At 59.2% G+C, this 22,708-nt stretch carries 22 protein-coding genes; 8 read left to right on the forward strand and 14 right to left on the reverse strand.

What is annotated here, in order from left to right; all coding sequences use genetic code 11:
- Positions 1–44: 44 nt before the first annotated feature.
- The 5 genes from ACXAGD_RS08805 to ACXAGD_RS08825 all read right to left on the reverse strand — a co-directional run bounded on the left by ACXAGD_RS08805 (position 45) and on the right by ACXAGD_RS08825 (position 5,377).
- Complete coding sequence (locus tag ACXAGD_RS08805; protein ID WP_475209756.1) at positions 45–1,136, reverse strand: extracellular solute-binding protein; 1,092 nt, start codon at positions 1,134–1,136, stop codon at positions 45–47.
- A 111-nt stretch (positions 1,137–1,247) separates the two neighbouring features.
- The gene (locus tag ACXAGD_RS08810; RefSeq protein ID WP_475209759.1) at positions 1,248–2,339 is read right to left on the reverse strand and encodes an ABC transporter ATP-binding protein; all 1,092 of its coding nucleotides are present in this window, start codon (positions 2,337–2,339) and stop codon (positions 1,248–1,250) included.
- Positions 2,340–2,487: 148 nt separating this feature from the next.
- Positions 2,488–3,195 carry a maleate cis-trans isomerase family protein gene (locus tag ACXAGD_RS08815; protein ID WP_475209762.1) on the reverse strand — a complete coding sequence of 236 codons (708 nt, stop codon included), beginning with the start codon at positions 3,193–3,195 and terminating at the stop codon, positions 2,488–2,490.
- On the reverse strand, positions 3,192–4,337 hold the full coding sequence (locus ACXAGD_RS08820; RefSeq protein ID WP_475209764.1) for a M24 family metallopeptidase: 1,146 nt from the start codon (positions 4,335–4,337) through the stop codon (positions 3,192–3,194). Before ACXAGD_RS08820 ends, ACXAGD_RS08815 begins: the two co-directional genes overlap by 4 nt.
- A complete protein-coding gene (locus ACXAGD_RS08825) occupies positions 4,334–5,377 on the reverse strand; it encodes a pyridoxal-phosphate dependent enzyme (RefSeq protein WP_475209765.1) in 1,044 nt (347 codons plus the stop codon). The genes ACXAGD_RS08820 and ACXAGD_RS08825 overlap by 4 nt, the downstream gene beginning before the upstream one ends.
- 87 nt (positions 5,378–5,464) lie before the next feature.
- Here ACXAGD_RS08825 and ACXAGD_RS08830 point away from each other — a divergent pair, with 87 nt between their 5' ends.
- Positions 5,465–6,649 carry a M24 family metallopeptidase gene (locus ACXAGD_RS08830; protein ID WP_475209770.1) on the forward strand — a complete coding sequence of 395 codons (1,185 nt, stop codon included), beginning with the start codon at positions 5,465–5,467 and terminating at the stop codon, positions 6,647–6,649.
- Positions 6,646–7,803: an acetylornithine deacetylase gene (gene argE / locus ACXAGD_RS08835; RefSeq protein WP_475209775.1), complete on the forward strand. Its 1,158-nt coding sequence runs from the start codon at positions 6,646–6,648 to the stop codon at positions 7,801–7,803. Before ACXAGD_RS08830 ends, argE begins: the two co-directional genes overlap by 4 nt.
- On the opposite strand, the gene ACXAGD_RS08840 is transcribed toward argE, so the two are convergent.
- The 6 genes from ACXAGD_RS08840 to ACXAGD_RS08865 are packed head-to-tail and all read right to left on the reverse strand — an operon-like array spanning position 7,800 to position 13,484.
- Entirely contained in the window at positions 7,800–8,666 is an 867-nt protein-coding gene (locus ACXAGD_RS08840; protein ID WP_475209778.1) for an urea carboxylase-associated family protein, read from the reverse strand. The genes argE and ACXAGD_RS08840 overlap by 4 nt on opposite strands.
- Before the next feature lie 28 nt (positions 8,667–8,694).
- Entirely contained in the window at positions 8,695–10,173 is a 1,479-nt protein-coding gene (locus ACXAGD_RS08845; RefSeq protein ID WP_475209782.1) for an aldehyde dehydrogenase, read from the reverse strand.
- An 8-nt stretch (positions 10,174–10,181) separates the two neighbouring features.
- Complete coding sequence (locus ACXAGD_RS08850) at positions 10,182–11,216, reverse strand: LLM class flavin-dependent oxidoreductase (protein WP_475209786.1); 1,035 nt, start codon at positions 11,214–11,216, stop codon at positions 10,182–10,184.
- A 12-nt stretch (positions 11,217–11,228) separates the two neighbouring features.
- Positions 11,229–12,137, reverse strand: coding sequence for a flavin reductase family protein (locus tag ACXAGD_RS08855; RefSeq protein ID WP_475209789.1), 909 nt, complete (start codon positions 12,135–12,137; stop codon positions 11,229–11,231).
- Positions 12,134–12,913: an alpha/beta fold hydrolase gene (locus ACXAGD_RS08860; protein ID WP_475209793.1), complete on the reverse strand. Its 780-nt coding sequence runs from the start codon at positions 12,911–12,913 to the stop codon at positions 12,134–12,136. Before ACXAGD_RS08860 ends, ACXAGD_RS08855 begins: the two co-directional genes overlap by 4 nt.
- Positions 12,885–13,484 (reverse strand): amino acid synthesis family protein, encoded by a 600-nt coding sequence (locus ACXAGD_RS08865; RefSeq protein WP_475209794.1) that lies wholly within the window; start codon positions 13,482–13,484, stop codon positions 12,885–12,887. Before ACXAGD_RS08865 ends, ACXAGD_RS08860 begins: the two co-directional genes overlap by 29 nt.
- Positions 13,485–13,592: 108 nt before the next feature.
- On the opposite strand from ACXAGD_RS08865, the gene ACXAGD_RS08870 reads away from it, so the two are divergent.
- The 5 genes from ACXAGD_RS08870 (at position 13,593) to ACXAGD_RS08890 (ending at position 19,579) form a co-directional block, all read left to right on the forward strand.
- The gene (locus ACXAGD_RS08870; protein WP_475209796.1) at positions 13,593–14,456 is read left to right on the forward strand and encodes a LysR family transcriptional regulator; all 864 of its coding nucleotides are present in this window, start codon (positions 13,593–13,595) and stop codon (positions 14,454–14,456) included.
- Between the two features lie 77 nt (positions 14,457–14,533).
- Entirely contained in the window at positions 14,534–15,784 is a 1,251-nt protein-coding gene (locus ACXAGD_RS08875; RefSeq protein ID WP_475209798.1) for a sarcosine oxidase subunit beta family protein, read from the forward strand.
- A gap of 12 nt (positions 15,785–15,796) precedes the next feature.
- Positions 15,797–16,084, forward strand: a complete 288-nt coding sequence (locus ACXAGD_RS08880; RefSeq protein ID WP_475209800.1) for a sarcosine oxidase subunit delta — start codon at positions 15,797–15,799, stop codon at positions 16,082–16,084.
- Positions 16,081–19,026: a sarcosine oxidase subunit alpha family protein gene (locus ACXAGD_RS08885; RefSeq protein ID WP_475209802.1), complete on the forward strand. Its 2,946-nt coding sequence runs from the start codon at positions 16,081–16,083 to the stop codon at positions 19,024–19,026. The genes ACXAGD_RS08880 and ACXAGD_RS08885 overlap by 4 nt, the downstream gene beginning before the upstream one ends.
- The gene (locus ACXAGD_RS08890; RefSeq protein ID WP_475209803.1) at positions 19,019–19,579 is read left to right on the forward strand and encodes a sarcosine oxidase subunit gamma; all 561 of its coding nucleotides are present in this window, start codon (positions 19,019–19,021) and stop codon (positions 19,577–19,579) included. The genes ACXAGD_RS08885 and ACXAGD_RS08890 overlap by 8 nt, the downstream gene beginning before the upstream one ends.
- An 8-nt stretch (positions 19,580–19,587) precedes the next feature.
- On the opposite strand, the gene ACXAGD_RS08895 is transcribed toward ACXAGD_RS08890, so the two are convergent.
- Genes ACXAGD_RS08895 through ACXAGD_RS08905 form a run of 3 tightly spaced genes read right to left on the reverse strand, consistent with a single transcriptional unit; the run spans position 19,588 to position 21,730 of the window.
- Positions 19,588–20,592 carry a GlxA family transcriptional regulator gene (locus ACXAGD_RS08895; RefSeq protein WP_475209804.1) on the reverse strand — a complete coding sequence of 335 codons (1,005 nt, stop codon included), beginning with the start codon at positions 20,590–20,592 and terminating at the stop codon, positions 19,588–19,590.
- Positions 20,593–20,635: 43 nt separating this feature from the next.
- Positions 20,636–20,884 carry a hypothetical protein gene (locus ACXAGD_RS08900; RefSeq protein ID WP_475209806.1) on the reverse strand — a complete coding sequence of 83 codons (249 nt, stop codon included), beginning with the start codon at positions 20,882–20,884 and terminating at the stop codon, positions 20,636–20,638.
- A gap of 3 nt (positions 20,885–20,887) precedes the next feature.
- Positions 20,888–21,730 (reverse strand): alpha/beta fold hydrolase, encoded by an 843-nt coding sequence (locus tag ACXAGD_RS08905; RefSeq protein ID WP_475209807.1) that lies wholly within the window; start codon positions 21,728–21,730, stop codon positions 20,888–20,890.
- A gap of 106 nt (positions 21,731–21,836) precedes the next feature.
- On the opposite strand from ACXAGD_RS08905, the gene ACXAGD_RS08910 reads away from it, so the two are divergent.
- The gene (locus ACXAGD_RS08910) at positions 21,837–22,706 is read left to right on the forward strand and encodes a LysR family transcriptional regulator (RefSeq protein WP_475209808.1); all 870 of its coding nucleotides are present in this window, start codon (positions 21,837–21,839) and stop codon (positions 22,704–22,706) included.
- Positions 22,707–22,708: the final 2 nt, after the last annotated feature.

Genomic DNA, 22,708 nt, shown 5'->3' on the forward strand with positions numbered 1-22,708 from the left:
GGTCGGGGCCACTGGCGGCCCCAACCATTCATTTCAAGACAAGCTTATTGTGCCAGCCATGCCTGGAACTTGGCGTCGATGTCGTCGCGGTAATCAGCCCAGAACTCGTAGTTATACAGGAACGTGTTCTTGGCGTTTTCCGGATCGGTCGGCATGTGCGGCGCCATGTCGATGCCCAGATCAGCGTGCTGACCAACCAGCGGTGCCGACGAGGCACGGGCCGGACCGTACGAGATGTATTTGGCCTGATCCGCCAGACGCTGCGTGTCAGTTGCGAACATGATGTAGTCCAGCGCGCGCTGCTGACGCTCTTCGCTCAGACCTGCCGGGATGATCCAGCCGTCCAGATCGAACACCTGTGCGTCCCACAACATGGCAACGGGCTGTTTCTGCTCTTCGATCACGCTGAACAAACGACCATTGTAGGTCGAGCCCATGATGACTTCGCCATCGGCCAGCAGCTGCGGCGTGTCGGCACCGGCAGACCACCAGACAACGCTGTCCTTGATGGTGTCCAGCTTCGCCAGAGCCTGATCCTGCCCTTCCGGGGTTGCCAAAACGTCATATACGTCGTCTTTGGCTACACCATCACACAGCAGCGCCCACTCCATATTGTTGATCGGGCGTTTTTCCAGCGAACGCTTGCCTGGATAGTTTTCCAAGTCGAACACTGCGCAAATCTCGGTCGGAGGGTTGTCGCCAACCAGATCGGTGCGATAGCCGAAAGTGGTCGAATACACGATCTGCGGGATAAAGCAGTCGCTGACCAGTAGATCGCCGAAATCCTCTGACGCGGGCGTGCCATCCGGCGCCGCAGCCAATTGGGTGTCGAAATCGATCTCAAGCGCCAGACCTTCGTCGCACAAGCGAATCGCGTCTGCGGCGACAACGTCAACCACATCCCAGGTGATGTTACCCGCTTCGTTCATTGCACGCAGCTTGGCGACGGCTTCGTTCGAGCTGTCATCGTTCAGAATGGTGACCCCGGTCTTTTCCGAATAGGGCTCGTGATAGGCCTTGAGCTGCGATTTGGAGTATGCGCCGCCCCACGAGACGATCGTCATCTCTTCGGCCATCGCGCCGCCGGCAACTGCGGCAACCGCACTCGCCAAAAGAGTGGTTTTGGTAACTTTCATAGTTAACTCCCTGTTATACCCGTTAATTTTACCTTTGAAGACCGGATCACGGGGCAACCCGATCATCTGATGTCCCGCGTGCCCGGGCGGATCACACGGGGAATTGTCTTGTCAGGCGTCCAGCGCCCGGCAGTCATGTGCCAGCCAGCCGATCTCGACCTCTTGGCCGGGGCTCAGCCTGACTGCATCCGGTGCGTTCCTGGTCTTGATGATGAAGTCATCATTGCCCGCCACGGACAGTCGAAAACGGAACACGTCGCCCATATAGATGAACTCTTTCACAGTCGCCTTCAGCGTATGCGCATCGGCGTGCAGCCGGTCCTTGTTGAACTCAACGCGTTCCGGGCGGATTGAAACTTTGGTGCGATCACCGGCTTTGTGGACGTTCACCGGCTTGGCATCAATTTCAGATCCGTCATCCAGAACCACCACGCACGAGTCGCCTTCAATCGACTTAACCACACCTTCCAACGTGTTGTTTTCACCGATGAATTGCGCAACAAAGCTGTTCTCCGGCTCTTCATACAATAGGTCTGGCGGTGCCAACTGCTGAATACGACCGTCATCGAAAACCGCGACCCGGTCCGACATCGTCAGAGCCTCGGTCTGGTCGTGGGTCACATAAACGGTGGTAATCCCCAAGTCATGCGCCAGCCGGGTGATTTCGAACTGCATATGCTCGCGCAGCTGCTTGTCCAAAGCGCCTAGCGGCTCGTCCATCAGAACCAATTCGGGTTCAAATACCAGCGCCCGCGCCAGCGCGATGCGTTGCTGCTGACCACCGGATAATTGTGCCGGGCGGCGGCTGCCAAAAGCCCCCATCTGCACCATGTCCAGCGCGCGTTTTACCTTTTCCTCGCGCTGGTCCTTGCCCATTTTGCGCACTTCCAGCGGGAAAGACAGGTTCTCGGCTACGGTCATATGCGGAAACAAGGCGTAGTTCTGGAACACCATCCCGATCCCACGCTTATGCGGCGGAATGTTGTTGATCGGTTTCCCGTCCAGCATGATTTCGCCGTGAGTGGCGGTTTCAAAACCGGCCAGCATCATCAGGCAGGTTGTCTTACCGGACCCCGACGGACCCAGCATAGTCAGGAACTCACCCTTTGGCATTGAGAGGTTTAGATCTTTTACAACGAGTACTTCGCCATCGTATGACTTTTGGACACGCTGAAACTCGACGAACGCTGCGTCATTGGACATATACCGATTTTACTCCCTGTGCGGTCTATTGTTTGCCCGGTTATCCGGATCTCAAAGACCTATTGAGCCCATTTAAGGACATGCGAGACACAGCACGCAACCAAAATGTGACAAACGTAAGACATTTTCGATTACGCCTGCATCAGCCTTAGGCGGAATTCAGTCTCCGCATATGCCATGCAAGGCTTTGATTACTGGACAATACCGGCTTTTTCAGACGGCTTTCGATTTCAGGTATGGCATCAAAAGTCCTTAAATTTGTGCAACTTATGAAGACAGCTTCAACCGATGGGTCAGCCCCCAGCTTCACGGCTGCATCAACTACGGATCGCTGAGAAATGCGCACAACTTTGAATTCTTCCGCTTCTCCGAACGATCCAAAAACGTCCATGAAAACTCCGTTGTCGGCAAACGCCCGCCGCAGAGGTTCGTTCACTTCTTCGATATAGGGTGACAGCAACGCGAACTTTGACACGCCCAAATGCGCCGCACAGGTGGATGCCGCGCGCAGCGGGTTCGTAACCACCGCCGCATTGCAGGTTTTCTGAACCATTCGTTCGATCTGGTCAGACCCGATGACCGAGCTGGCCGAGGTGCAGCCGTAGCCAACCACCTTGTAAGGGCGGATTTTGGGCAGCAAGTCCGCTGCCGCAGGCAGAGCTTTCTCCATTTCCGCCAGCGAATCCGTCGTCACCTCGGCTCCACTGGGTATGCGCGAGACATAGATCGGCGCTCGCTGGTCAGAAAAATACGCGTTGAACTCAGGCTCGATCGTTTCATCGGTTTGCAACACGATCAGCCCCATCGGCGTCGCGTCGGGATCGTCCTTGTCCAGCGTGTAGGGCAGATAGCTCATATCTCAGGCAACTCCGGACCGACCCTGGGGCTGATGAAACGCGGCGCCCCTTCGGTGATAACGATGTTTTCTTCATGGACGAGGATTTTGTCACCGACCGCAATGCCAGGCTCCAGCGTCAGGACCATCCCCGGTTCAAGAACGGTGTGGTCCGAGGGGATCAGAGACGGCCATTCTGTCAGCGACATACCCAACCCATGCCCCAACCGCCCTGCGCCTGTCTCGCCTGAGGTGCGGGACAGAACCCTGTTCATGACATGAAACAAATCAGCCGCCGTTGCGCCCGGGCGCGCGGTTTCAAAAGCGGCGTCTGAGGCTTCGATCAGCGCAGCATAGGCATCGCGCACTTTTGGACTGGCTGAGCCGATAGACCAGTTGCGGTCAAAGTCGCAAAAGTACCCGTCCTGTACCAACCCGGTATCCAGCATCAGCACATCGCCGGGTTGCAGGGCTGTGGCACGGGCAGGCGAGATTACGTCGGCATAACCGCCCTGCTCGGCACCGCCCGCAAGATACGGCACCCAGTCCGCGCCCTCGTCCAGACACAACATCTGAAACCGGCGGAAGACCTCGTCCAAGGCCACGCCTTCTGTCGCGATCTCCGGCACGCGCTGGAAGGCCCGACCGGCAATAGCGCAAGCTGTTTCGATCTTGGCAATCTCGGCCGGGGATTTGACCATCCGAAGGGTGCGTAGAATTCCTCCGTCGCTGCCCAAACGTCGCGTGCCCAACCCCAGTTGTAACCTGTTCAGATCGGCCAGAGGCATACGGATGTGGGTTTCATGCCCATCCGGCAGGCCGATGACCGCATCCTCTGGGCAAACCTCGCACAGAGTGTCGGCTAGCAGGCTAACACCGTCGTCGTCTAAATCGGGAGCGCTCCAGGTGCGGATGTCGTCGACCCAAGTCTGCGCCATCAAAGCCGCCCCGATTGACGGGATCACGGCAATAGGCTTCCCCGCGGCGGGAACAATCAAAAACCAGGGACGCGTCGGGCTTTCCCAGAACCGAGTCAGGTAACCAGTGAAGTAGCGAACCTCAGGCTCGGTCGTCAGCAACAGCGCCGACAGACCTGCTTTCCCCATCAGGCGCTGCGCGCGTTCCGTGCGCGTACGAAATTCAGACGTCTCAAAGCCTCTCATTCAGCGATCTCGGACAGGAAACAAAGGACACGGGCGTAAGGGCCGATCCCTAAGGCCTTGCGAACGCCATCATTCATGACAGCCGCAACCCCTGCCCCACCTGACGCTGTGGTGGCAATGCCTGCCGAAGCCATGGCGGGCAGATGCTCGGTCACTTGTGCGTCAGAAAGGGTCAGAAACCTGTCGGCATCCCGGGCCAATCCGTTCAGGGCGATCAACGACGGCTCTTTGCAATCAAGCCTTCCCATCACACTATCGGGGCCGTCGGCGAAGATGCAGGCACCGGCCTCAATACTGGATTGCAAAGCCGGGGCCGCATCGGGTTCGACCACGATAATCTGCGGCGCATCCCCCCAGACGGTTCGCACGTAAGCCGCAACGGCACCGGCCATACCACCCACACCGGCCTGCAACATGATATGAGTCGGCACCTGCGGGCACTTCTGGGCAGCCTCGGCCGCCATCTGCAAGTATCCCTCCATCAGAATATGCGGCAGGTTGTAATACCCTTCCCACGAACTGTCCGAGAGCAGGATCCAGTTGTTATCCCGTGAAGATTTGCTGGCTGCGTCCATGCTGGCTGCGTAATCCGTGCCTTCGCGCACAACCTTCGCGCCTTGCTCGCGCAAGCGATCTGCGAAGCTTTCGGGCACGGTATCAGCTATATAGACCACCGCGTCGGCCCCGAACCTGCGCGCACCCGAGGCCACGCTGAGGCCATGATTACCCGCACTGGCCGTAACATACGTGCGACCAGTCAGCGTTGTGGTGTCCGGCGTTTCGTCAATCTCTGCAGCATGGCGCGCGATGACATAGGCCGCGCCTAAGGCCTTGAACGACCCCAGGCCCATCCGTCCACGCTCATCCTTGACCCACAGGTGCGCGACATCCGCCAGCCCCGGCACGTCGGTCAAAGGCGTCTCATCCGCCGACAGACAACGCGCAATCAATTCCGAGGCGCGCGCCACATTTGTAGATGGAAACGGAGCGCCCTCAATCAGCTTCTGACCGGCGCGATACGGGTTGGATGTGATTTTCAACTGAGCGTCTTCCCTGTGTTGCCCATTGACGTGAGCGGATTCGTCAAGTTCTGTCAACAAAACTCAGTCACCGCAGGAAGCAAGCCCATGGCCCATGCCAATCCGGCTTTCACTCAGGCCGAATATAACCGTCGATTGGCAAAGACGCGCGCAGCTATGGCGACCGCGGGGCTAGACGCGCTTTTTGTCGAGGACCCGTCGAACATGGCGTGGCTGACCGGGTACGAGGGATGGTCTTTCTACGTGCACCAAGGCGTTCTGGTTCTGAACGACCGCGACCCGATCTGGTGGGGCCGCAATCAGGATGCCAATGGCGCCCGACGCACGGTCTGGATGCCGGATGACCGGATCTACGGTTATGCGGACCACTATGTGCAATCCACCGTCCGTCATCCGATGCAGGACCTTGCGGCACTGATCCGAGACTGCGGGCTCGCTGCTGGCCGGATTGGCGTCGAGTTGGACAACTACTATTACTCGGCCAAAGCGCATCTGACCTTGGTTGCGGAACTGCCCGAGGCTGAACTGCTTGATGCAAACGCTTTGGTTAACTGGCAGCGTGCGGTGAAGTCTGAGGAAGAGGTTGCTTTGATGCGCAAGGCTGCCCGCATCTCGGTGCATGTGATCGACGGCGTTCTGGAGCGGGTAGAACCGGGGTTACGCAAGAACGAGTTGGTCGCGCAGATTTACCATGATGCGATCTCGGGCGCGGGGGAAGACTGGGGGGATTACGCCGCCATCGTGCCTCTGTTGCCTTCGGGCCCTGACGCTGCAGCGCCTCATCTGACATGGGACGGGGCGCCCTTCAAATCCGGCGAATGCACGTTCTTCGAATTATCCGGCTGCTATCGTCGCTATCACGCGCCGTTTTGTCGGTCTGTGTTTCTGGGACAGCCGCCCGATCACCTGTTGCGGGCCGAGGCTGCATTGGTCGAAGGGCTCGAGGCCGGGTTGGACGCTGCCCGCGCAGGCAATCAGGCCCGCGACATTGCGCTGGCTCTTGCCGCTCCGTTGGAACGCGCCGGGATCGAGCGCGGTGCACGCTGCGGCTATCCGGTGGGTCTCAGCTATCCGCCGGACTGGGGAGAGCGCACCATGTCCCTGCGCCCCGAGGATGAGACTGTTTTGGAACCCGGCATGACCTTCCATTTCATGCCCGGCCTCTGGATGGACGACTGGGGCCTTGAGATCACCGAGTCGATCCTGATCACCGAAACCGGACCTGCCGAGTGTTTTTGCAACCGGCCCCGCAAGCTGTTCGTGAAACCATGACCCTGACCAGAACCACTGAAATCCTTGCCGACCTGATTGCCTTTGAAACGGTATCGGCCGACAGCAATCTTGAGATCATCCGCTATTTGACCCAACGGCTTGAAGCTCTGGGCGCGCGATGTGTTGAGACGCGGGATGCCACTGGAACCAAGGCCAACGTTTTCGCCACGCTGGGGCCGGATCAGCCTGGAGGAATCCTGTTGTCCGGCCATACGGACGTGGTTCCGGTGGCCGATCAGGATTGGACAACCGACCCGTTTCAGATGACCGAGAAGGACGGTCGGTTATATGGTCGCGGCACCTGCGACATGAAGGGGTTCATCGCCGTCGCGCTGGCCTTTGCCGAGACACTGGACACCAGTAAGCTGACCCAACCGCTGCATTTTGCTTTTACCTATGATGAGGAAACCGGTTGTCTGGGTGCGCAGAACCTTGTGGAGGACTTGTCCGAACGTGGCATCGTGCCGGACATCGCCATCATCGGCGAACCTACCGAGATGCGAGTGATCGAAGGGCATAAGGGCTGCTTCGAATACACCACAAGTTTTGTAGGGCTCGAAGGGCACAGCTCAGCCCCGGACGATGGCGTAAACGCGGCGGAATACGCAGCGCGGTACATTGGTAAGCTACTGGAGTTGCGCCATATCCTGAAATCACGTGCGCCAAAAGGCAGCCCGTTCGAACCGCCCTGGACCACAGTTAATGTCGGGCGCATCTCAGGCGGTGTCGCCCACAACGTAATCGCCAGCAAGGCCGAGGTGGCATGGGAAATGCGCCCAGTTCAGTCCAGCGACGCCGAATTGGTTAGGAAAACCCTATCGGATTATGCGCAACACAGTTTGCTACCGGAGATGCAGGCGGTGCACCCCGAAGCCAGCATCACCCAGGAGGCAGTTGCCGAGGTTCAAGGGCTTGAGCCGATGGACGAAAACGCCGCCCGCGAATTGGTGGCCGAATTGACCGGCGCCAATGGCACCGGCGTCGTTGCCTTTGCAACCGAGGCCGGGCTTTTCCAGCAGTTGGGAGTGCATGCGATTGTCTGCGGGCCGGGTTCGATCACACAAGCACACAAGGCGGACGAGTATGTCGAGATCGAACAGCTCGACCTGTGTTGCCGGATGCTGGACCGTTTGGGGCGCCGTTTGACCTCTTAGTCCGCACCATGAGTACGGTCATAGGCGGATCGCGCTGGTTGAATATGCGCAGCGCGAGCGTCCTCGCCCGGATCATAGACCTCCATCACTAGCGGGTAACAGGCCGCCGCGTCCGAGGAATGCTCGGACGAACAATCACCACCGGGGCAAGCTGACAGACCGACGATTAGATCTATCTCGGCATAGAATTCAAGATAGTCGCCCGGCCGCACGGGGCTGGCCTTCATGAAGTATTGCCCGGTATCGCGGGTGAAACCGGTGCACATAAACACGTTCAGCACATCATGGACCAGCATCTCGGCCTCCTGCAGCGGCAGATCGCAATGGCTGGCCAGCGCACGGGTCAGGTTGGAATGGCAGCAATAATGATAGTCGTCTCCGGACAGCAACCGCCCGGTATAAGGATCACACCGCGTGCCGATCACGTCGTGAACCGACCCGCCAAAGGCATCAAACCCGTACCAGTCCAGCGTATCGTCAACGACAGTCGCCATGGGACGCATGTTCGGAAAACTCGACCACATTCGGTCTCCGGTCGAGAGGTGGGTGCCGTGCAACGCGCGGGTCTTGCCGGAATAGAACCGTTCGGTCAGGTCGCGCCTGTTCCACATGTTTAGGTCGCCGACCTGAGGGCCATCGACCGACAACACCCGAACAAACGCGCCTGCGGGCACGTCGATGCAAGCGGCATCCCGCGGTGCTGCGATGGCCTCGGCCGTTTTGCTGGCCCCCGCCCTAAGCTTGGACAGCGTGGTCAAGTCCGGCTGCGCCAAAGTCTCGGGCGGATAACAGATGACCGGAGGAATGGCCTTGCGCTTTTCCGCGTCCGACGGTGCCGCAAAGTTTGGTTTTTCTAGTTTCATAAGCGCCCTCCCCTGTGTTTACACAGGCTTAGCGCATTACAAACGGGTTCGCCATCGGCTCTTGCGCGGTGCTGATCCAGGTGGTTTTGGTTCGAGTGTAATCGAGTATCGCCTCAACCCCGGCCTCACGCCCATAGCCGGACTGATTGAACCCGCCGAACGGCGCAATCGGAGAGATCACGCGGTATGTGTTCACCCAGCAAATACCCGCCCTGATCCGCTTCGACACCCGATGCGCCCGCGCCAGGTTTTGCGTGAAAACGCCGGAACCCAACCCATAAGGCGTGCTGTTTGCCAGCGCGATGGCCTCTTCTTCGGTATTAAACGGCAGCAGAGACATGACCGGCCCGAACATCTCGACCTTCAACGTTTCGGTTTCGGGTGAGGTACACTGAACCAGCGTCGGTGTCATGTAGTTGCCCGGACGGTCCGCAGGGGCACCGCCAAATCGGATCACCGCGCCCTGCCCCTGTGCCGAGGCCAATGTCGCTTCGATCTTGCGCACTTGGGCAGCCGTACACAGCGGGCCAACATGAGTATCAGAGTGCAGCGGATCGCCCAGCAGAATTACGCTGGCTTTCTGTTCGATCCGTTCAATCAATGGCTCCAGAATAGAGCGATGCACCAGACCGCGCGTTCCCGCCACGCAGCTTTGACCGGACGCACCAAAGTTCCCCGCGATCAGCCCGTTGGCCGCACCGTCCAGATCGGCGTCATCGAACACAAGGATCGGGGACTTACCCCCCAGTTCCAAAGAGGTCACCGCAAAGTTCTCGGCCGAATTGCGCACCACATGCCGCGCGGTTTCGGGCCCGCCGGTAAAGGCGATCCGATCGATATCGGGATGGCGGGTCAGCGGAATGGCGCAATTCTCGGCATCACCGGTGATGACCGAGACGACACCTGGTGGGAACCCGGCCTGTTCGATCAGACGCGCAAATTCCAACATCGGCGCTGGCGCGATTTCCGAAGCTTTCAACACCACCGAACATCCTGCGGCCAAGGCCGGGCCCAGTTTAGTGGCCGTCAGGAACATCTGCGCGTTCCATGGCACGATCGCCGCCACAACGCCGATCGGTTCGCGCGTTGTAAAAACGTGCATGTCGGGCTTGTCGATGGGCAGCACGGTGCCTTCGACCTTATCCGCCAGACCGGCAAAGTAGCGGTAGTAGTCTGCCACATAGCCCGTCTGAGCTGAGGTTTCGGCCAATAGTTTGCCACTATCTGTGGTCTCTAACTCCCCCAAACGCGTGGCATTTTCGGCCACCAGGTCCGCCAAACGATAGAGCAGCTTTCCTCGCGCGGTTTGCGTCATGTCCCGCCACACAGGATCGTCCAGAACCCGTTTGGCTGCGGCAATAGCACGATCGACATCACTGGATGAGGCGCATGCGAATGTTGACCACCCCTGCCCGGTAGCCGGGTTCTCCGAGGTCATGACCTGAGCGTCTGACCCCTCGGTCCATTCGCCATCAATGAACAGCTGAAAATGCGGAAGATTTACCATGGTGGCCCTCACTGAAAAGCTGGCATAACTTCGTCGATGAACCGCGCCAGCGAGGCGCGTTTGCGGTCGTTGGTCATGCCGCTATCAACCCAGAACGAAAACTCATCATAGCCCAGATCCTCATAGCGCTTGATCCGGTCGATCACCTGCTGCGCTGTGCCAACCGTCAGGTCCCGGCCGAGCTTTTCGGTGGTGTACATCGGGTTTGCGTCCATTTCCTCGGGTGAGATCGGTTCGATCAACCCCTGCTGAACGGGTCGCTTGTTCAGGAACCACGCGCCAAAATAGTTGTAGTAGCGTCGCAAATCCTCGATCCCTTGCGCCACATCCGCCTCGTCTTTGCCGACATAGGTATGGTGCAGTAGCATGATTTTTGGCCGTGACCCTGCATAGCTGTCGCAGGCATCGTTGAAACGGCCCATCAACGTTTCGATCTCTTCCATCCCCTGCCAAAGCGGCGTGACCTGAATATTAAACCCGTTGTGCACGCCAAATTCGTGACTGTTGGGATCACGCGCCGCGATCCAGATCGGCGGGCCTCCGTCCTGCATTGGCTTGGGGGCCGAAGTAGTTGCCGGGAACGAATAGAACTCGCCCTCATGCGCGCAGTCGCCTTCCCATATCTTTGGCAAAAGCGGCGTGGACTCGCGCATTTTCTGACCGGCTTCCCATGCGTCCATGCCCGGTGCCAAACGCTCGTATTCAAAGGAATAAGCGCCACGCGCGATCCCCAGCTCGATGCGGCCCTTGGTGATCTGGTCCGCCGCTGCGGCCTCGCCCGCCAGTTTGATCGGATGCCAGAAAGGTGCGATCACGGTCCCGGTTCCCAGACGGACATTCGTAGTGTGATGTGCAAGATCAACCAAAGGCAAGAACGGGTTGGGCGCAATGGTGAACTCCATCCCGTGATGCTCACCCGTCCACACCGCGCGCATTCCGCCCTCATCGGCCATCTTCGCCAGACCCACAAACTCATCGTAGAGAACATCATGCGGCTGGTCGGGCGTCAGACGCTCCATATGGGCAAACAGAGAAAACTCCATCATCCGGCTCCTTTAGCGAAAACTGTGAATGTCGCCCCGTTCCGCGTCGCCCAGATACAGGGCGAAATCGCCAGTCTGAGCTTCGCGCGCAAAGCGGGTCATCATGTGGTGAATGCCGGGGGTGGCATAGGTCAGGTTGGGCAGGTCTTCGACCGAGACCCAGCGGGTATCTTCGGGCATCGCAACCTGTTCGGTTGAGGCTAAAAAGAACGTGTAGTGCAGCTTGGTTTCTGCATCGTTGAACGCGGAATAAACCTGGTCGATCTGTGCATGGATGCCCCGCTGGGCCAGTCCCTGTTCCAGCCTGTGTCGCTGGCCACCGGGCTCGGCCCCAGCGACCTGAACCGGACGGAAACAACCGTCGTGATGCTCCAGCAAAACCATATTACCGGAGGTAATAATGGCACCGCACAGTGTAGGCACTTTCGAGTCCATCTCGCGTTCCAGCCCAAGGCTGAAATACGAGCCGCCAACATAGCCAAGGCCGTCACCCACAGCGTGCGAGAACTCAAGCACCCGCCCCATTAGAATTGTGTGGTCGCCCGCTGGGATGGCCTGATGCGTTTCGCAGCAGAACTGCGCCAGCGCTCCGTCGATCAACGGCAGGTCCTGTACGCCGTCCCGGTGAGCAACTTTCGCAAACCGATCGCCTTTGTATCCGGCAAAGGTGTTCGAGACGTCCTGTTGACCCTCGGCCAGGATATTGACGGCGAAATGTCGGCAGCTGGTGAAAACCTCATAGCTGGACAGGAACTTGCCCGGGCAGACCAGCAACAGCGGCGGATCAAGGGACACGGAAGAAAAGGAATTGGCCGTGAAACCGACCGGAGCACCGGTCGCGTCGCGCGTTGTCACCACCGTCACACCGGTCATGAAACTACCAAAGGCATCACGCAGGGCGCGGGGGTCAAGCGTTGTCATGGCAAGCACTCCTGCAGAAAACGCAACAGGATGGCGTTAACCTCTTCCGCGTGGGTCATCGGCATCATGTGCGCGGCGTTCGGGATGATCTCGGCCCGCCCCTGTGACGCCAACCCGGCCATGTCCCGCGACATTTGTGGGGTTGAGTTCGGCTCATCCGCGCCGGTTAGGAACAAGGCCGGGCAGCGAATTGCGGCCAGTTGCGCCTTGGTCGGCCCATCGCTTTCGGCGAAGACGGTGTAGGCGGCCTTGTAAGCGCGCGGGTCGACCGCGTGCAGCCAGCGCGCACAGGCGTCACGTTCCGCCGATACATCCTCGGCAAACCACCGTTGCAGAGTGACCGACGGATCGTTTGCTTGCGCCTCGTCCAGCGCGTGCGCCCGCGATAGAACCGATTTTCGGGCCGCTTCTGGCCGCTGGAAGATAGCGTTCAAAGCAGCAACACCTTTGACATTCGGATCGCCCGAGGCGGCGATATGCGTTGCAATCAGCGCCCCCATGGAATGCCCGATCAAGACGGCAGGTTCCTGTATCAGCGCGGCAACCGGCGCGGTGTAGCTGTCCAGCCCATCGACCGCAGAGAATGGGGACTCGCCATGCCCAGGCATATCCGGACACAGCACGCGATATCCGGCGGAGACCAGCGGATCGATCTGCGCACCCCAAGCCTCGGCCCGCAAGCCAACGCCATGCAGCAGAAGGACCAGAGGCCCCTCGCCCGCGTCAATCGCGGCCACTTCGCCGTGTTCAGACCGAGGCCGGGTTGTCCACGTCATGACCCAGATCGTTCAAGTCCTGATAACGGTCTCCGATCCGATGGTGAGGCCGTCCCGAGGTTGCGCCTCCCAGCACAATCACTACTTCGTCCGCGCGCGGTGCATCGGGAATTGAAAACTGCAGCGTTAGGTAGTGAGACCGACGGCCTGCATCGTTCTTGTCCATCAACGGCACCATGATCGGCGCGTTTGCAGGACCACGCGTGTTGGTGAAGGAGAGGTAGGATTTCGCGCCCACCGCCTGCCGGAAGTGATTGCCAAAATGCAGCGTGTGGATCAGGCCCGAGGCGTGCTCGACCTCGCCATCCAACCCCACGACGGCGGCCTTGCCATACGCCTCAATGGCATCACCACTGCCCGCTAGCGCAATCATTCGGCTGGTCAGTTCTTCGCCCAGAATTGGGGCAAAGCTCAGGATTTCGGGCCGCAGGTCCTCGACGTAGCGACCCGCCCAAGGGTTCGACACCACGGCCGCAACCGCAAACATCCGCCACGGACGCTCAGCCTTGCGAAATCCTTCGACCAGAACCTCTTCGTCATAAGTCACGATTTTCCGAATATTTGGCTCCACGAGCGCCCCCTCTTCTGTCGTTGGCAAACTATCCTCGCCTGGGGGTCGCTTTGACAAACGAAAGAACTTTGGTCTTAGGTATTAGTGACTCTAATATGTAGGTTACCAATGTCGAAATCCCTGCCCCCATTGACATGGTTCAGATCGTTCGAAGCTGCGGCCCGGCGCCTGAGCTCGACCGCTGCCGCCGAGGAGATCGGCCTGACGCAATCCGCTGTCAGCCAACAGATCAGATCGCTGGAAACGCGATTGGGGGTGGTGCTGTTTCACCGCCACGCGCGCGGTCTGTCCCTGACCGACGAAGGTCGAAAACTACTACCGCAGGTCGAAGCCGCGCTTGAGATGCTGCATTCCGCCGCCTCACCCTATTTGGCTGAGGAGCGGGCGCGGCACATCACCGTTGCGGCCTCGGTCAGTGTGCTGGAATGGGTGATTTCTCCGGCCCTGCCACGGTTTCAGCATCAGAACCCAGATACGTCCGTACGATTTGTCAGCACGATATGGCCAGATGAGTTCGCGGCCTCGCGCGCGGATGTCGAGATTCGATTTGGTTCGGCCAAACAGGTGGGACGGGATGCAACACCACTGGAACCCAATTACCTGATCGCGGTGAAATCCCCGCAACTGTCAGGAGGGCTGCAAGACCTGCCCCTGATCGGAACCGTTGGGACGTCGGACAATTGGGCATCCTGGGCCGAAGTAACCGGTCAACCGGTTGGCGCTCCTTCCTTTTATGTCGATTCCTACGGCCTTGCTCTGCAGCTGGCTACAACCGGAAACGGCGTTGCCTTAGTCAACGCCCTGATTGCTGACTACGCCTTGCAAACTGGTCAGGTCTTGCGTGCAACCGATACCTCTGCCCCGGCCAGTGAGGGGTATTTTCTGGCGGTGCAGCGCCGCTCGCCTGAGGTAGATGCTTTTGTGCAATGGTTTTCCGGTATCCAGAGCCCAGCGGAGTGCAACCACGTCTGATTCAGGCAAACCGATGTCGCATCTGAGGATATCCAAACGCCTTAGAATAGTGAATTCTGGAAAAAAAGGTCCGATTCATGCGATATTCCGGCTTTCGAGTCATTAAAGAGGCGCTCACCGGCCACAAAGGGTGGAAACCGGTCTGGCGCGAGCCCGAACCAAAACCGCATTACGACATCGTCGTGATCGGCGGCGGAGGACATGGGTTGGCCACGGCGCATTACCTGTCCAAGGTCTACGGTCTGCGCAACGTGGCCGTCGTAGAGAAAGGCTGGATCGGCGGCGGTAACGTGGGGCGGAACACGACGATTGTCCGCTCGAACTATATGCTGGACGGGAACGAGCCGTTCTATGAGTTCTCGATGAAACTGTGGGAAGGTCTCGAACAGGACCTGAACTACAACGCCATGATGAGCCAGCGCGGGATCCTCAACCTGTTCCACACCGACGGCCAGCGCGACGCCTATACACGGCGCGGCAATGCAATGATCCTTCACGGCGCGGATGCCGAATTGCTGGATGCCGATCAGGTACGCACGGAACACCCCTATCTGAATTTCGACGACGCCCGCTTTCCGATCAAAGGGGGCCTGGTACAACGCCGCGCAGGTACGGCCCGCCATGATGCGGTGGCCTGGGGCTTTGCGCGGTCCGCGGATTTGCACGGAGTGGATATCATCCAGAACTGCGAGGTCACCGGTCTGCGCATCGAGAACGGCAAGTGTCTGGGTGTTGAAACTACCAAGGGCTTCATCGGTGCCAACAAAGTGGGCTGTGCGGTCGCGGGCAGTTCCAGCCGTGTAATGGGAATGGCCGGAATGCGGCTGCCGATCGAAAGCCACGTCCTGCAGGCTTTTGTTTCCGAAGGTCTTAAGCCGATCCTGCCCAGCGTCATCACCTTTGGTGCGGGTCACTTCTATGTCAGCCAGTCCGACAAGGGCGGTCTGGTCTTTGGCGGTGATATCGACGGCTACAACACCTATGCCCAACGCGGCAACCTGCCTGTGGTCGAGGATGTTTGCGAAGGCGGCGTGGCCTTGATGCCGATGATTGGCCGCGCGCGTCTGCTTCGGATGTGGGGCGGAGTGATGGACATGTCGATGGATGGCTCGCCGATCATCGACCGCACCCCCGTCGAAGGATTCTATTTCAACGGCGGCTGGTGTTACGGCGGATTCAAGGCGACCCCGGCCTCGGGCCATTGCTTTGCGCATCTTCTGGCAAAGGATGAACCGCACCCCGTTGCTACTGCCTATCGCCTAGACCGGTTCCAGACCGGCCGGATGATCGACGAAAAAGGCGTGGGCAACCAGCCCAACCTGCACTGAGGGGACCCAACCATGATTATCAACCATCCCCTTCTGGGCCCGCGTGACGCGTCGGAATTCACCTACCTGGGCGACGCCTCACTGATCGACCGCCCCAACTGGCAGTCTGAGAACGCCGCCGAGGCGTTCTATGAATACGGCTATCTGCGCGACAACCCCGCCGGTGAGCATCAGGAGCTTTGGTATCACGAGGCGGGTGATCGCTCGTGGCTGGTCTTGACGCGTAACACGCTGACACATGAGATTTCGAAGGTGGAACTGGCCCGCGACGTGGCCCGCGCTCGGGGGCGATCCAAATGACACAGACAAACAGGCTTGATGGCGGTCAAATTGATCGCAACACCTCGCTGAGTTTCCGGTTCGATGGACGCAGCTATGCTGCGCATCCGGGCGATACTCTGGCCTCGGCCCTGCTGGCCAATGACGTGCGGCTGATTGGGCGGTCGTTCAAGTATCACCGCCCGCGCGGTTTGCTAACTGCCGGGTCCGAAGAGCCAAACGGTATGGTCGAACTGCGCAGCGGTGCGCGCAAGGAACCCAACACCCGTGTCACGACGGTTGAGATGTTCGACGGACTGGAGGCACATTCGCAGAACCGCTGGCCCAGTTTGAAATTCGATGCTCTGGCAGTGAACGATCTGTTCTCGAACTTCCTGTCGGCGGGCTTCTACTACAAAACCTTCATGTGGCCCGCTGCGTTTTGGGAAAAGCTCTACGAGCCGGTAATCCGCCGCGCCGCTGGTCTGGGGTCGCTATCGCAAGAGGCTGACCCGGACGAGTATGATAAAGGGTTCCGTCACTGCGATCTGCTGATCATTGGTGCCGGGCCTTCCGGTCTGATGGCAGCACTGACCGCCGGGCGTGCTGGGGCGGATGTCATTCTGGCCGACGAGGATTTCACCCTTGGCGGACGTTTGAACAGCGAGACCTTTGCTGTGGGCGACCAGAGCGCCCCGGACTGGGCCGCGCAAGCAGTAGCCGAGCTGTCGTCTCTGCCGAACGTCCGGTTGATGCCCCGTACTACGGTCATCGGCGCATTCGACCACGGCATTTACGGCGCAGTGGAACGGACCGGAGACCACCTGCCCACCCTACCCGCAGGCAAGCCGCGCCAGATCCTGTGGCGCATCTATACGCAAAAGGCGTTGCTCTGCGCCGGAGCCACGGAACGCCCGATCGCGTTCGAAAACAACGACCGCCCCGGCGTGATGATGGCCAGCGCCTTGCGTACCTATGCCAACCGGTTCGCGGTCACCGCTTCGCGGCGGGTGGCGGTCTTCACCAACAACGACGACGGTCACCGGACCGCCACCGATCTGCACGCCAAAGGCGTCAAGATCGCCGCCGTGGTTGATGTGCGTGAGGATGCGCCTTCCAGCTATGACTACGAAGTTCTGAAGGGCGCTCAGGTCAAGAATACCAAAGGCCGTCACGGGTTAAGCTTCGTCGAAGTCTCCTTGGCTGATGGCTCGACCCGGACCTTGGATTGCGGCGCGCTGGGCGTGTCCGGCGGCTGGAACCCGAACGTGCACCTGACGTGCCACCAACGCGGGCGCCCGGTCTGGAACGAAGCGCTGGCGGCTTTTGTCCCCGGTTCCGACCTGCCCGTCGGTTTGTCCGTCGCTGGCGCGGCAAACGGGATCATGTCGACACACGGCGCACTCCAATCTGGTGCTGACGGGGCTTCACAGGCACTGGGCCTGAGCGGCGCTCTGCCCGACTTGCCCGAGGCCGATGATGCCCCGGTCTCGCAAACGTCTTTCTGGTACGTCCAAGGCTGCAAGCGCGCGTGGGTGGATCAGCAGAACGACGTGACCGTCAAGGATGTGAAGCTCAGTTATCAGGAAGGCTTCCGTTCGGTCGAGCATCTGAAACGCTATACCACGCTGGGCATGGCGACGGATCAGGGCAAGACTTCGAACATCACCGGACTGGCGATCATGGCAGAAGTGGCCGGCAAGTCGATCCCAGAGGTCGGCACCACGATCTTCCGTCCGCCTTACACCCCGGTTCCGATTGCCACCTTCGCAGGTCGCATGAAAGGTCAAGACTTCCACCCGACCCGCCTGACGCCCTCACACTATTGGGCCAAGGAACGTGGCGCAGTGTTTGTCGAGGTTGGCAACTGGTTGCGCGCGCAATGGTTCCCCCAACCAGGTGAGACGCATTGGCGGCAATCGGTGGACCGTGAGGTGCGCCAGACCCGCGCCTCGGTCGGGGTGTGTGATTGTACCACGCTCGGTAAGATCGATGTGCAGGGCACGGATGCCGCCGAGTTTCTGAACCGGATTTACGCCAACGGATTCGCCAAGCTGGCCATAGGCAAAACCCGCTATGGCCTGATGCTGCGCGAAGACGGCATGGTTATGGACGACGGCACCGCCGCACGTTTGGCCGAGGATCACTTCGTTGTCACAACGACCACAGCCAACGCCGTAAGTGTCTATCGTCACATGGAATTCGTACGCCAATGCCTGTGCCCGGACATGGACGTACAGTTGATCTCAACCACCGAGGCCTGGGCGCAATATGCCGTGGCTGGACCGAACGCGCGCAAGCTGTTGCAAAAGATCGTTGACCCGGAGTTTGATATCTCGAACGAGGCGTTCCCCTTCATGGCGTGTGGCAACATCACCGTCTGTGGCGGCTTGCGGGCACGGTTGTTCCGGATCTCGTTCTCGGGCGAATTGGCCTATGAGGTCGCTGTCCCCTCGCGCTATGGCGATGCGCTGATGCGGCGCCTGATGGATGAGGGCGAAGAGTTTGACGTTGTCCCCTATGGCACTGAAGCGCTGGGCGTCATGCGGGTTGAAAAGGGCCATGCGGCGGGCAACGAGCTGAACGGCACCACAACCGCCCTGAACCTTGGATTGGGCAAGATGGTGTCGAAGAAGAAGGACAGCATCGGTTCGATCCTCTCGGAACGAGAAGCGTTGGTCGAACCGGATGGGTTACGGCTTGTGGGGATCAAACCTCTGCAATCCGAGGACAAGATCACCGCAGGCGGGCACCTGATGAATGCCGATGGCCCGGTCGATGCTGCCCATGATCAGGGCTATGTCACCTCGGCCGTCTACTCACCGATCCTGAATAGCAATATCGGGCTGGGGCTGGTCAAAAACGGTTCAGAGCGGCTGGGCGAAAAAATGCGCCTAGTCTCCCCCCTGACCAATCTGACGGTAGAGATTGAACTTGTCTCGGCTCATTTCGTTGACCCTGAAGGAGAGCGTCTGCGTGCATAATCTTGTTGCGATAACTGCCCTGGGCGGAGCTGAGCCGCGTATAGACTCTGTAGCTGGCGTGACATGCACCGAGGCCCCCGAAGTGGCGCTGGCGTCGGTCGCCGCGCGCATGGGTCAGGAATCCAAAGCCGCCACGGCGCTTGCCAAGCTAATAGACGCGCCCGCACCGGATGTCGGCAAATTGGGTGGCACAACGGTCAAAGCGTTCTGGATCGGTTCGGATCAATGGATGGTCGAAGCCCCGTTCGACAGCCACGAGAATCTTGCGGATCAGGTCAAGGCGATCGTTGGGGATACGGCATCGGTGACCGAGCAGACAGACGCGTGGACGCGGTTCGATCTGAGCGGTGACTGCATCCCTGCGGTGCTGGAATTTCTATGCCAACTCGATCAGCGCAAACTTGTTGAGGGTAGCGCTGCGCGCTGTTCGATCCATCATCTGGGTTGTTTCGTATTGCACCAGTCGCCCGAGGAGGTCAGCATATACGGCCCACGGTCTTCAGCCGGGTCGCTGCACCATGCCATCGTCACGGCAATGCGCGCGGCGCTTTAACGCATCGCTTAAACTGAAGGTAAGGGTGCGTTGTCTTCGACCCGAAATCGGTTGATGCGGCGCCTGTCTTCACTAGGGCTCAGCCCGAAGGCTGCGCGGTAATGGGCCAACAGCGGTGAAACCGAGCTGTAACCAACTGCCTCGGCAATTTCGGGGATCGGGTCCTTGGTGTAAACGACCATCTGCCGCGCCGCTTTCATCCTCATGGCGCGGTAATAGTGACTGGGACTTTGACCCGTCGCCTGTTTGAAGGCGCGTTCGATCTGGCGAGGCGTAACACCTGTTTGCTGCGCCACGTCTGCAATTGAAATCGGATGGCTCATATGGGTCCCAAACAGCGCCACACAGCGGGAAACCAACGGCGGCAGGCTGTCCCCTGTAACCGGCGCATTGGCGCTGGGCACCTGTTGCCGGACTCCCGCCCCGCGCATCATCGGGTGTTGGAACCAACAGGCGACCTCATGCGCCACATCACCACCTAGGCGATCTTCAATCAAGTGCAGCGCCAGATCGAAGCCTGCCGCCGCACCCGATACAGTGTATCGGTTGGCATTCCTGACGATCACTTCACTGCGGGTATCCATGTCGGGGAATTCGGCTTCGAACGCAGCCTCATAGCACCAGTGAACGGAAACGGGCTGGCCCTGCATCACCCCGGACCGCACCAAAGGGAAAACCCCGGCGCTGATGCCGCCAAGAACCGTGCCGTGGCGACCAAGGCTGCGTAATACGCCATTCCCCGCCGTTGGGTTGTCAAAAACCGAGGTCGGGCTGCTGAGCAGAAACAGAATGTCGACATCCTTGCAATCGGCCAGTGATCGTTCAGCCTCAAACCCGACACCGGCGCTGGATTGGACCTTTTGTCCATGCTCCGAAATCAGCGACCAGCAGAACGCCTGCTGTCCTGCAATTTCGTTGGCCGCCCGCAACGGTTCGATCACCGAAGTCAGGCAGGCCATCGGAAAGCCGTCAAACAGCAGAAAGCCGATCTCGATTCTTTTTTCGATGCGCATAGGGCTGTCCTAGCAGGAAATCTACGACAGCCCTATGCGTAGTTTACGCCCAGCGGATCAACCCGATGATGGCCGAGGTCGCATAGAACCCTTGTAGCAGCAGAAAAGTCCAACGCCGGTCGATCACCGCCCAAGCAGCGAACAGACCAGCAGACAACAACAGTAACGCAAAGCCCAGCAGTTCTGCCCCGGTATTCGACGCAATCAGCAAAGCGTAAGCCATGGCCAACACCGATCCGGTAACTTCAAACACGGTCGTCAGGCCGCGGCGAGAGGCATCGATCTCTGCCATGCCTCACCCATTCCGTCTGAGGAAGTCGACCAAAAGGGCCGATATCTGTTCCGGCCGGTCCTCCATCGCGAAGTGACCACAGTTTTCCAGAATGTGTAGCTCCGACCCCGGAATGGTGTCATGCAGCTTGTGCCCCCAGTCGACCACCTGCCACGCGTCATCCGCGCCCCAGATCAGTTGAACCGGCAATGCACCGAGTTTCGCATAGTCGATGCTGTTGGTGTGCTTGGGGTCGTAATGCCCGACCTGATGCTGGAACAGGCTGCCCTGCCCGATGGGTCCGCTGATAAAGTCCAGATAGGTTTCAAGCACCGTATCGGCCAAGCGCTGTTTATTTGCCACAGCAGACAATAGCCAATCTCGAAAATGCTCTCGATGCTGGGAATCCGGTGCGTCGATTAAGTGCTGCAGACCCAATTGCATCTGCTCCTTGGTCCGTTTTGAAGGCCAACTGTCAAAGCTGACGACGTCGATCATGGTCAGTGATCGCACCCGGTCTGGCGATTGGACGGCGAAACGCGGCGCGACCGCACCGCCGATATCGTGCGAGATCACGTGCAGGTCATCCAACCCCCACAGGTCCAGCAGCCCCTCAAGGATCGGAACCTGCGCCGTGACAGATGTATCAACCGACGGATCCCACGGGCGTTCGGACAGGCCAAAGCCCAACAGGTCGTAGACATGAACTTTGTAGCCAGCCTCAACCAGTACCGGCAGCACGTTGCGCCAGATATAGGAGGACGACGGCGTTCCGTGGATCAGCACGACCGATTCGCCTGAGCCAAAAATTCCGTGGGCTATGCGTGTGTTGTTGATCAAAGCGTGGTCAGTGACGAGATGTGACATGGTTTGCCTCCGGTGATTTGTCTTTCCTGATGACTAAACCGGCGCTAGGATGTGACTCAAATGAATGATTGTCATCAATCTATCTGTTTTTGTCATGTGAGTGCAAATGAACGAACGTCTGGAAATCGATGCCCTTCGGGCCTTGCTTGCCATCGCGGCCCATGGCGGCGTCACACGGGCCGCAGAACATCTGGCGCTGTCGCAGTCGGCGGTCAGCCACAAGATCCGAAGACTGGAGCAGGCTTTGGACTGCGACCTGCTGGCGCGTCGCACCGGAGGGCCGCTGTTCACTGATGCGGGTCAGCGACTGTGCGAATACGCCCGTCGGATCACCGAATTGCATGATGAGGCCCTGGCGGCCCTGGGCAAGAAACCACTATCTGGCACCATCCGTCTGGGTATGACCGAAGACACCACCACCAGCGGCATTGCCCGAATTCTGGGCCGTTTCACACGGTTATACCCCGACGTTCAGGTCCGCACGCGCACCAGCCAAAGCTTGAATGTACAGGCCTGGCTCAAGGCCGGAGAGCTGGACGTGGCGGTCATGCAGATCTTTCGTCAGGACGTTCTGCCTGATGACTTGATCCTGTTCGAGGATGATCTGCATTGGGTCAAATCGCCTGAATTCCGCGTCGATACGACGGTCCCGGTGCCGTTCCTATCTTTCGACAGCCAGTGTTTTTACCGACACTGGGGCATCGGACACGGGCCGCACCGATTTGACAATGTTCTGGAATGCCCAAGTGCAGCCGGCATTCAGTCGGCGGTGCGTTCAGGGCTGGGCGTGGCTCTGCTGAACGGCCTACATGTGACCCCGGATATGGAAATCATCGACGGTCTGTTCCCCGACCCGCCCGGCATTGCTTACGTCGCGCGGACGCACTTAAAACGCCGGAATCCCGCAGGGACAGCGCTGATCGAAGAGGTCCAGAAAGAAGTCAAAAGCGCGATACCTTTGCGTGTAGCAGGGTAAAC

This window comes from Ruegeria sp. ABF4_144 (assembly GCF_056160045.1).

Excerpts from the sequence above, each read along its gene's own strand:
- ACXAGD_RS08805 (WP_475209756.1), bottom strand. The coding sequence starts at position 1,136 with ATGAAAGTTACCAAAACCACTCTTTTGGCGAGTGCGGTTGCCGCAGTT.
- ACXAGD_RS08810 (WP_475209759.1), bottom strand. The coding sequence starts at position 2,339 with ATGTCCAATGACGCAGCGTTCGTCGAGTTTCAGCGTGTCCAAAAGTCA.
- ACXAGD_RS08815 (WP_475209762.1), bottom strand. The coding sequence starts at position 3,195 with ATGAGCTATCTGCCCTACACGCTGGACAAGGACGATCCCGACGCGACG.
- ACXAGD_RS08820 (WP_475209764.1), bottom strand. The coding sequence starts at position 4,337 with ATGAGAGGCTTTGAGACGTCTGAATTTCGTACGCGCACGGAACGCGCG.
- ACXAGD_RS08830 (WP_475209770.1), top strand. The coding sequence starts at position 5,465 with ATGGCCCATGCCAATCCGGCTTTCACTCAGGCCGAATATAACCGTCGA.
- argE (WP_475209775.1), top strand. The coding sequence starts at position 6,646 with ATGACCCTGACCAGAACCACTGAAATCCTTGCCGACCTGATTGCCTTT.
- ACXAGD_RS08840 (WP_475209778.1), bottom strand. The coding sequence starts at position 8,666 with ATGAAACTAGAAAAACCAAACTTTGCGGCACCGTCGGACGCGGAAAAG.
- ACXAGD_RS08845 (WP_475209782.1), bottom strand. The coding sequence starts at position 10,173 with ATGGTAAATCTTCCGCATTTTCAGCTGTTCATTGATGGCGAATGGACC.
- ACXAGD_RS08850 (WP_475209786.1), bottom strand. The coding sequence starts at position 11,216 with ATGGAGTTTTCTCTGTTTGCCCATATGGAGCGTCTGACGCCCGACCAG.
- ACXAGD_RS08855 (WP_475209789.1), bottom strand. The coding sequence starts at position 12,137 with ATGACAACGCTTGACCCCCGCGCCCTGCGTGATGCCTTTGGTAGTTTC.
- ACXAGD_RS08860 (WP_475209793.1), bottom strand. The coding sequence starts at position 12,913 with ATGACGTGGACAACCCGGCCTCGGTCTGAACACGGCGAAGTGGCCGCG.
- ACXAGD_RS08870 (WP_475209796.1), top strand. The coding sequence starts at position 13,593 with ATGTCGAAATCCCTGCCCCCATTGACATGGTTCAGATCGTTCGAAGCT.
- ACXAGD_RS08875 (WP_475209798.1), top strand. The coding sequence starts at position 14,534 with ATGCGATATTCCGGCTTTCGAGTCATTAAAGAGGCGCTCACCGGCCAC.
- ACXAGD_RS08880 (WP_475209800.1), top strand. The coding sequence starts at position 15,797 with ATGATTATCAACCATCCCCTTCTGGGCCCGCGTGACGCGTCGGAATTC.
- ACXAGD_RS08885 (WP_475209802.1), top strand. The coding sequence starts at position 16,081 with ATGACACAGACAAACAGGCTTGATGGCGGTCAAATTGATCGCAACACC.
- ACXAGD_RS08895 (WP_475209804.1), bottom strand. The coding sequence starts at position 20,592 with ATGCGCATCGAAAAAAGAATCGAGATCGGCTTTCTGCTGTTTGACGGC.
- ACXAGD_RS08900 (WP_475209806.1), bottom strand. The coding sequence starts at position 20,884 with ATGGCAGAGATCGATGCCTCTCGCCGCGGCCTGACGACCGTGTTTGAA.
- ACXAGD_RS08905 (WP_475209807.1), bottom strand. The coding sequence starts at position 21,730 with ATGTCACATCTCGTCACTGACCACGCTTTGATCAACAACACACGCATA.
- ACXAGD_RS08910 (WP_475209808.1), top strand. The coding sequence starts at position 21,837 with ATGAACGAACGTCTGGAAATCGATGCCCTTCGGGCCTTGCTTGCCATC.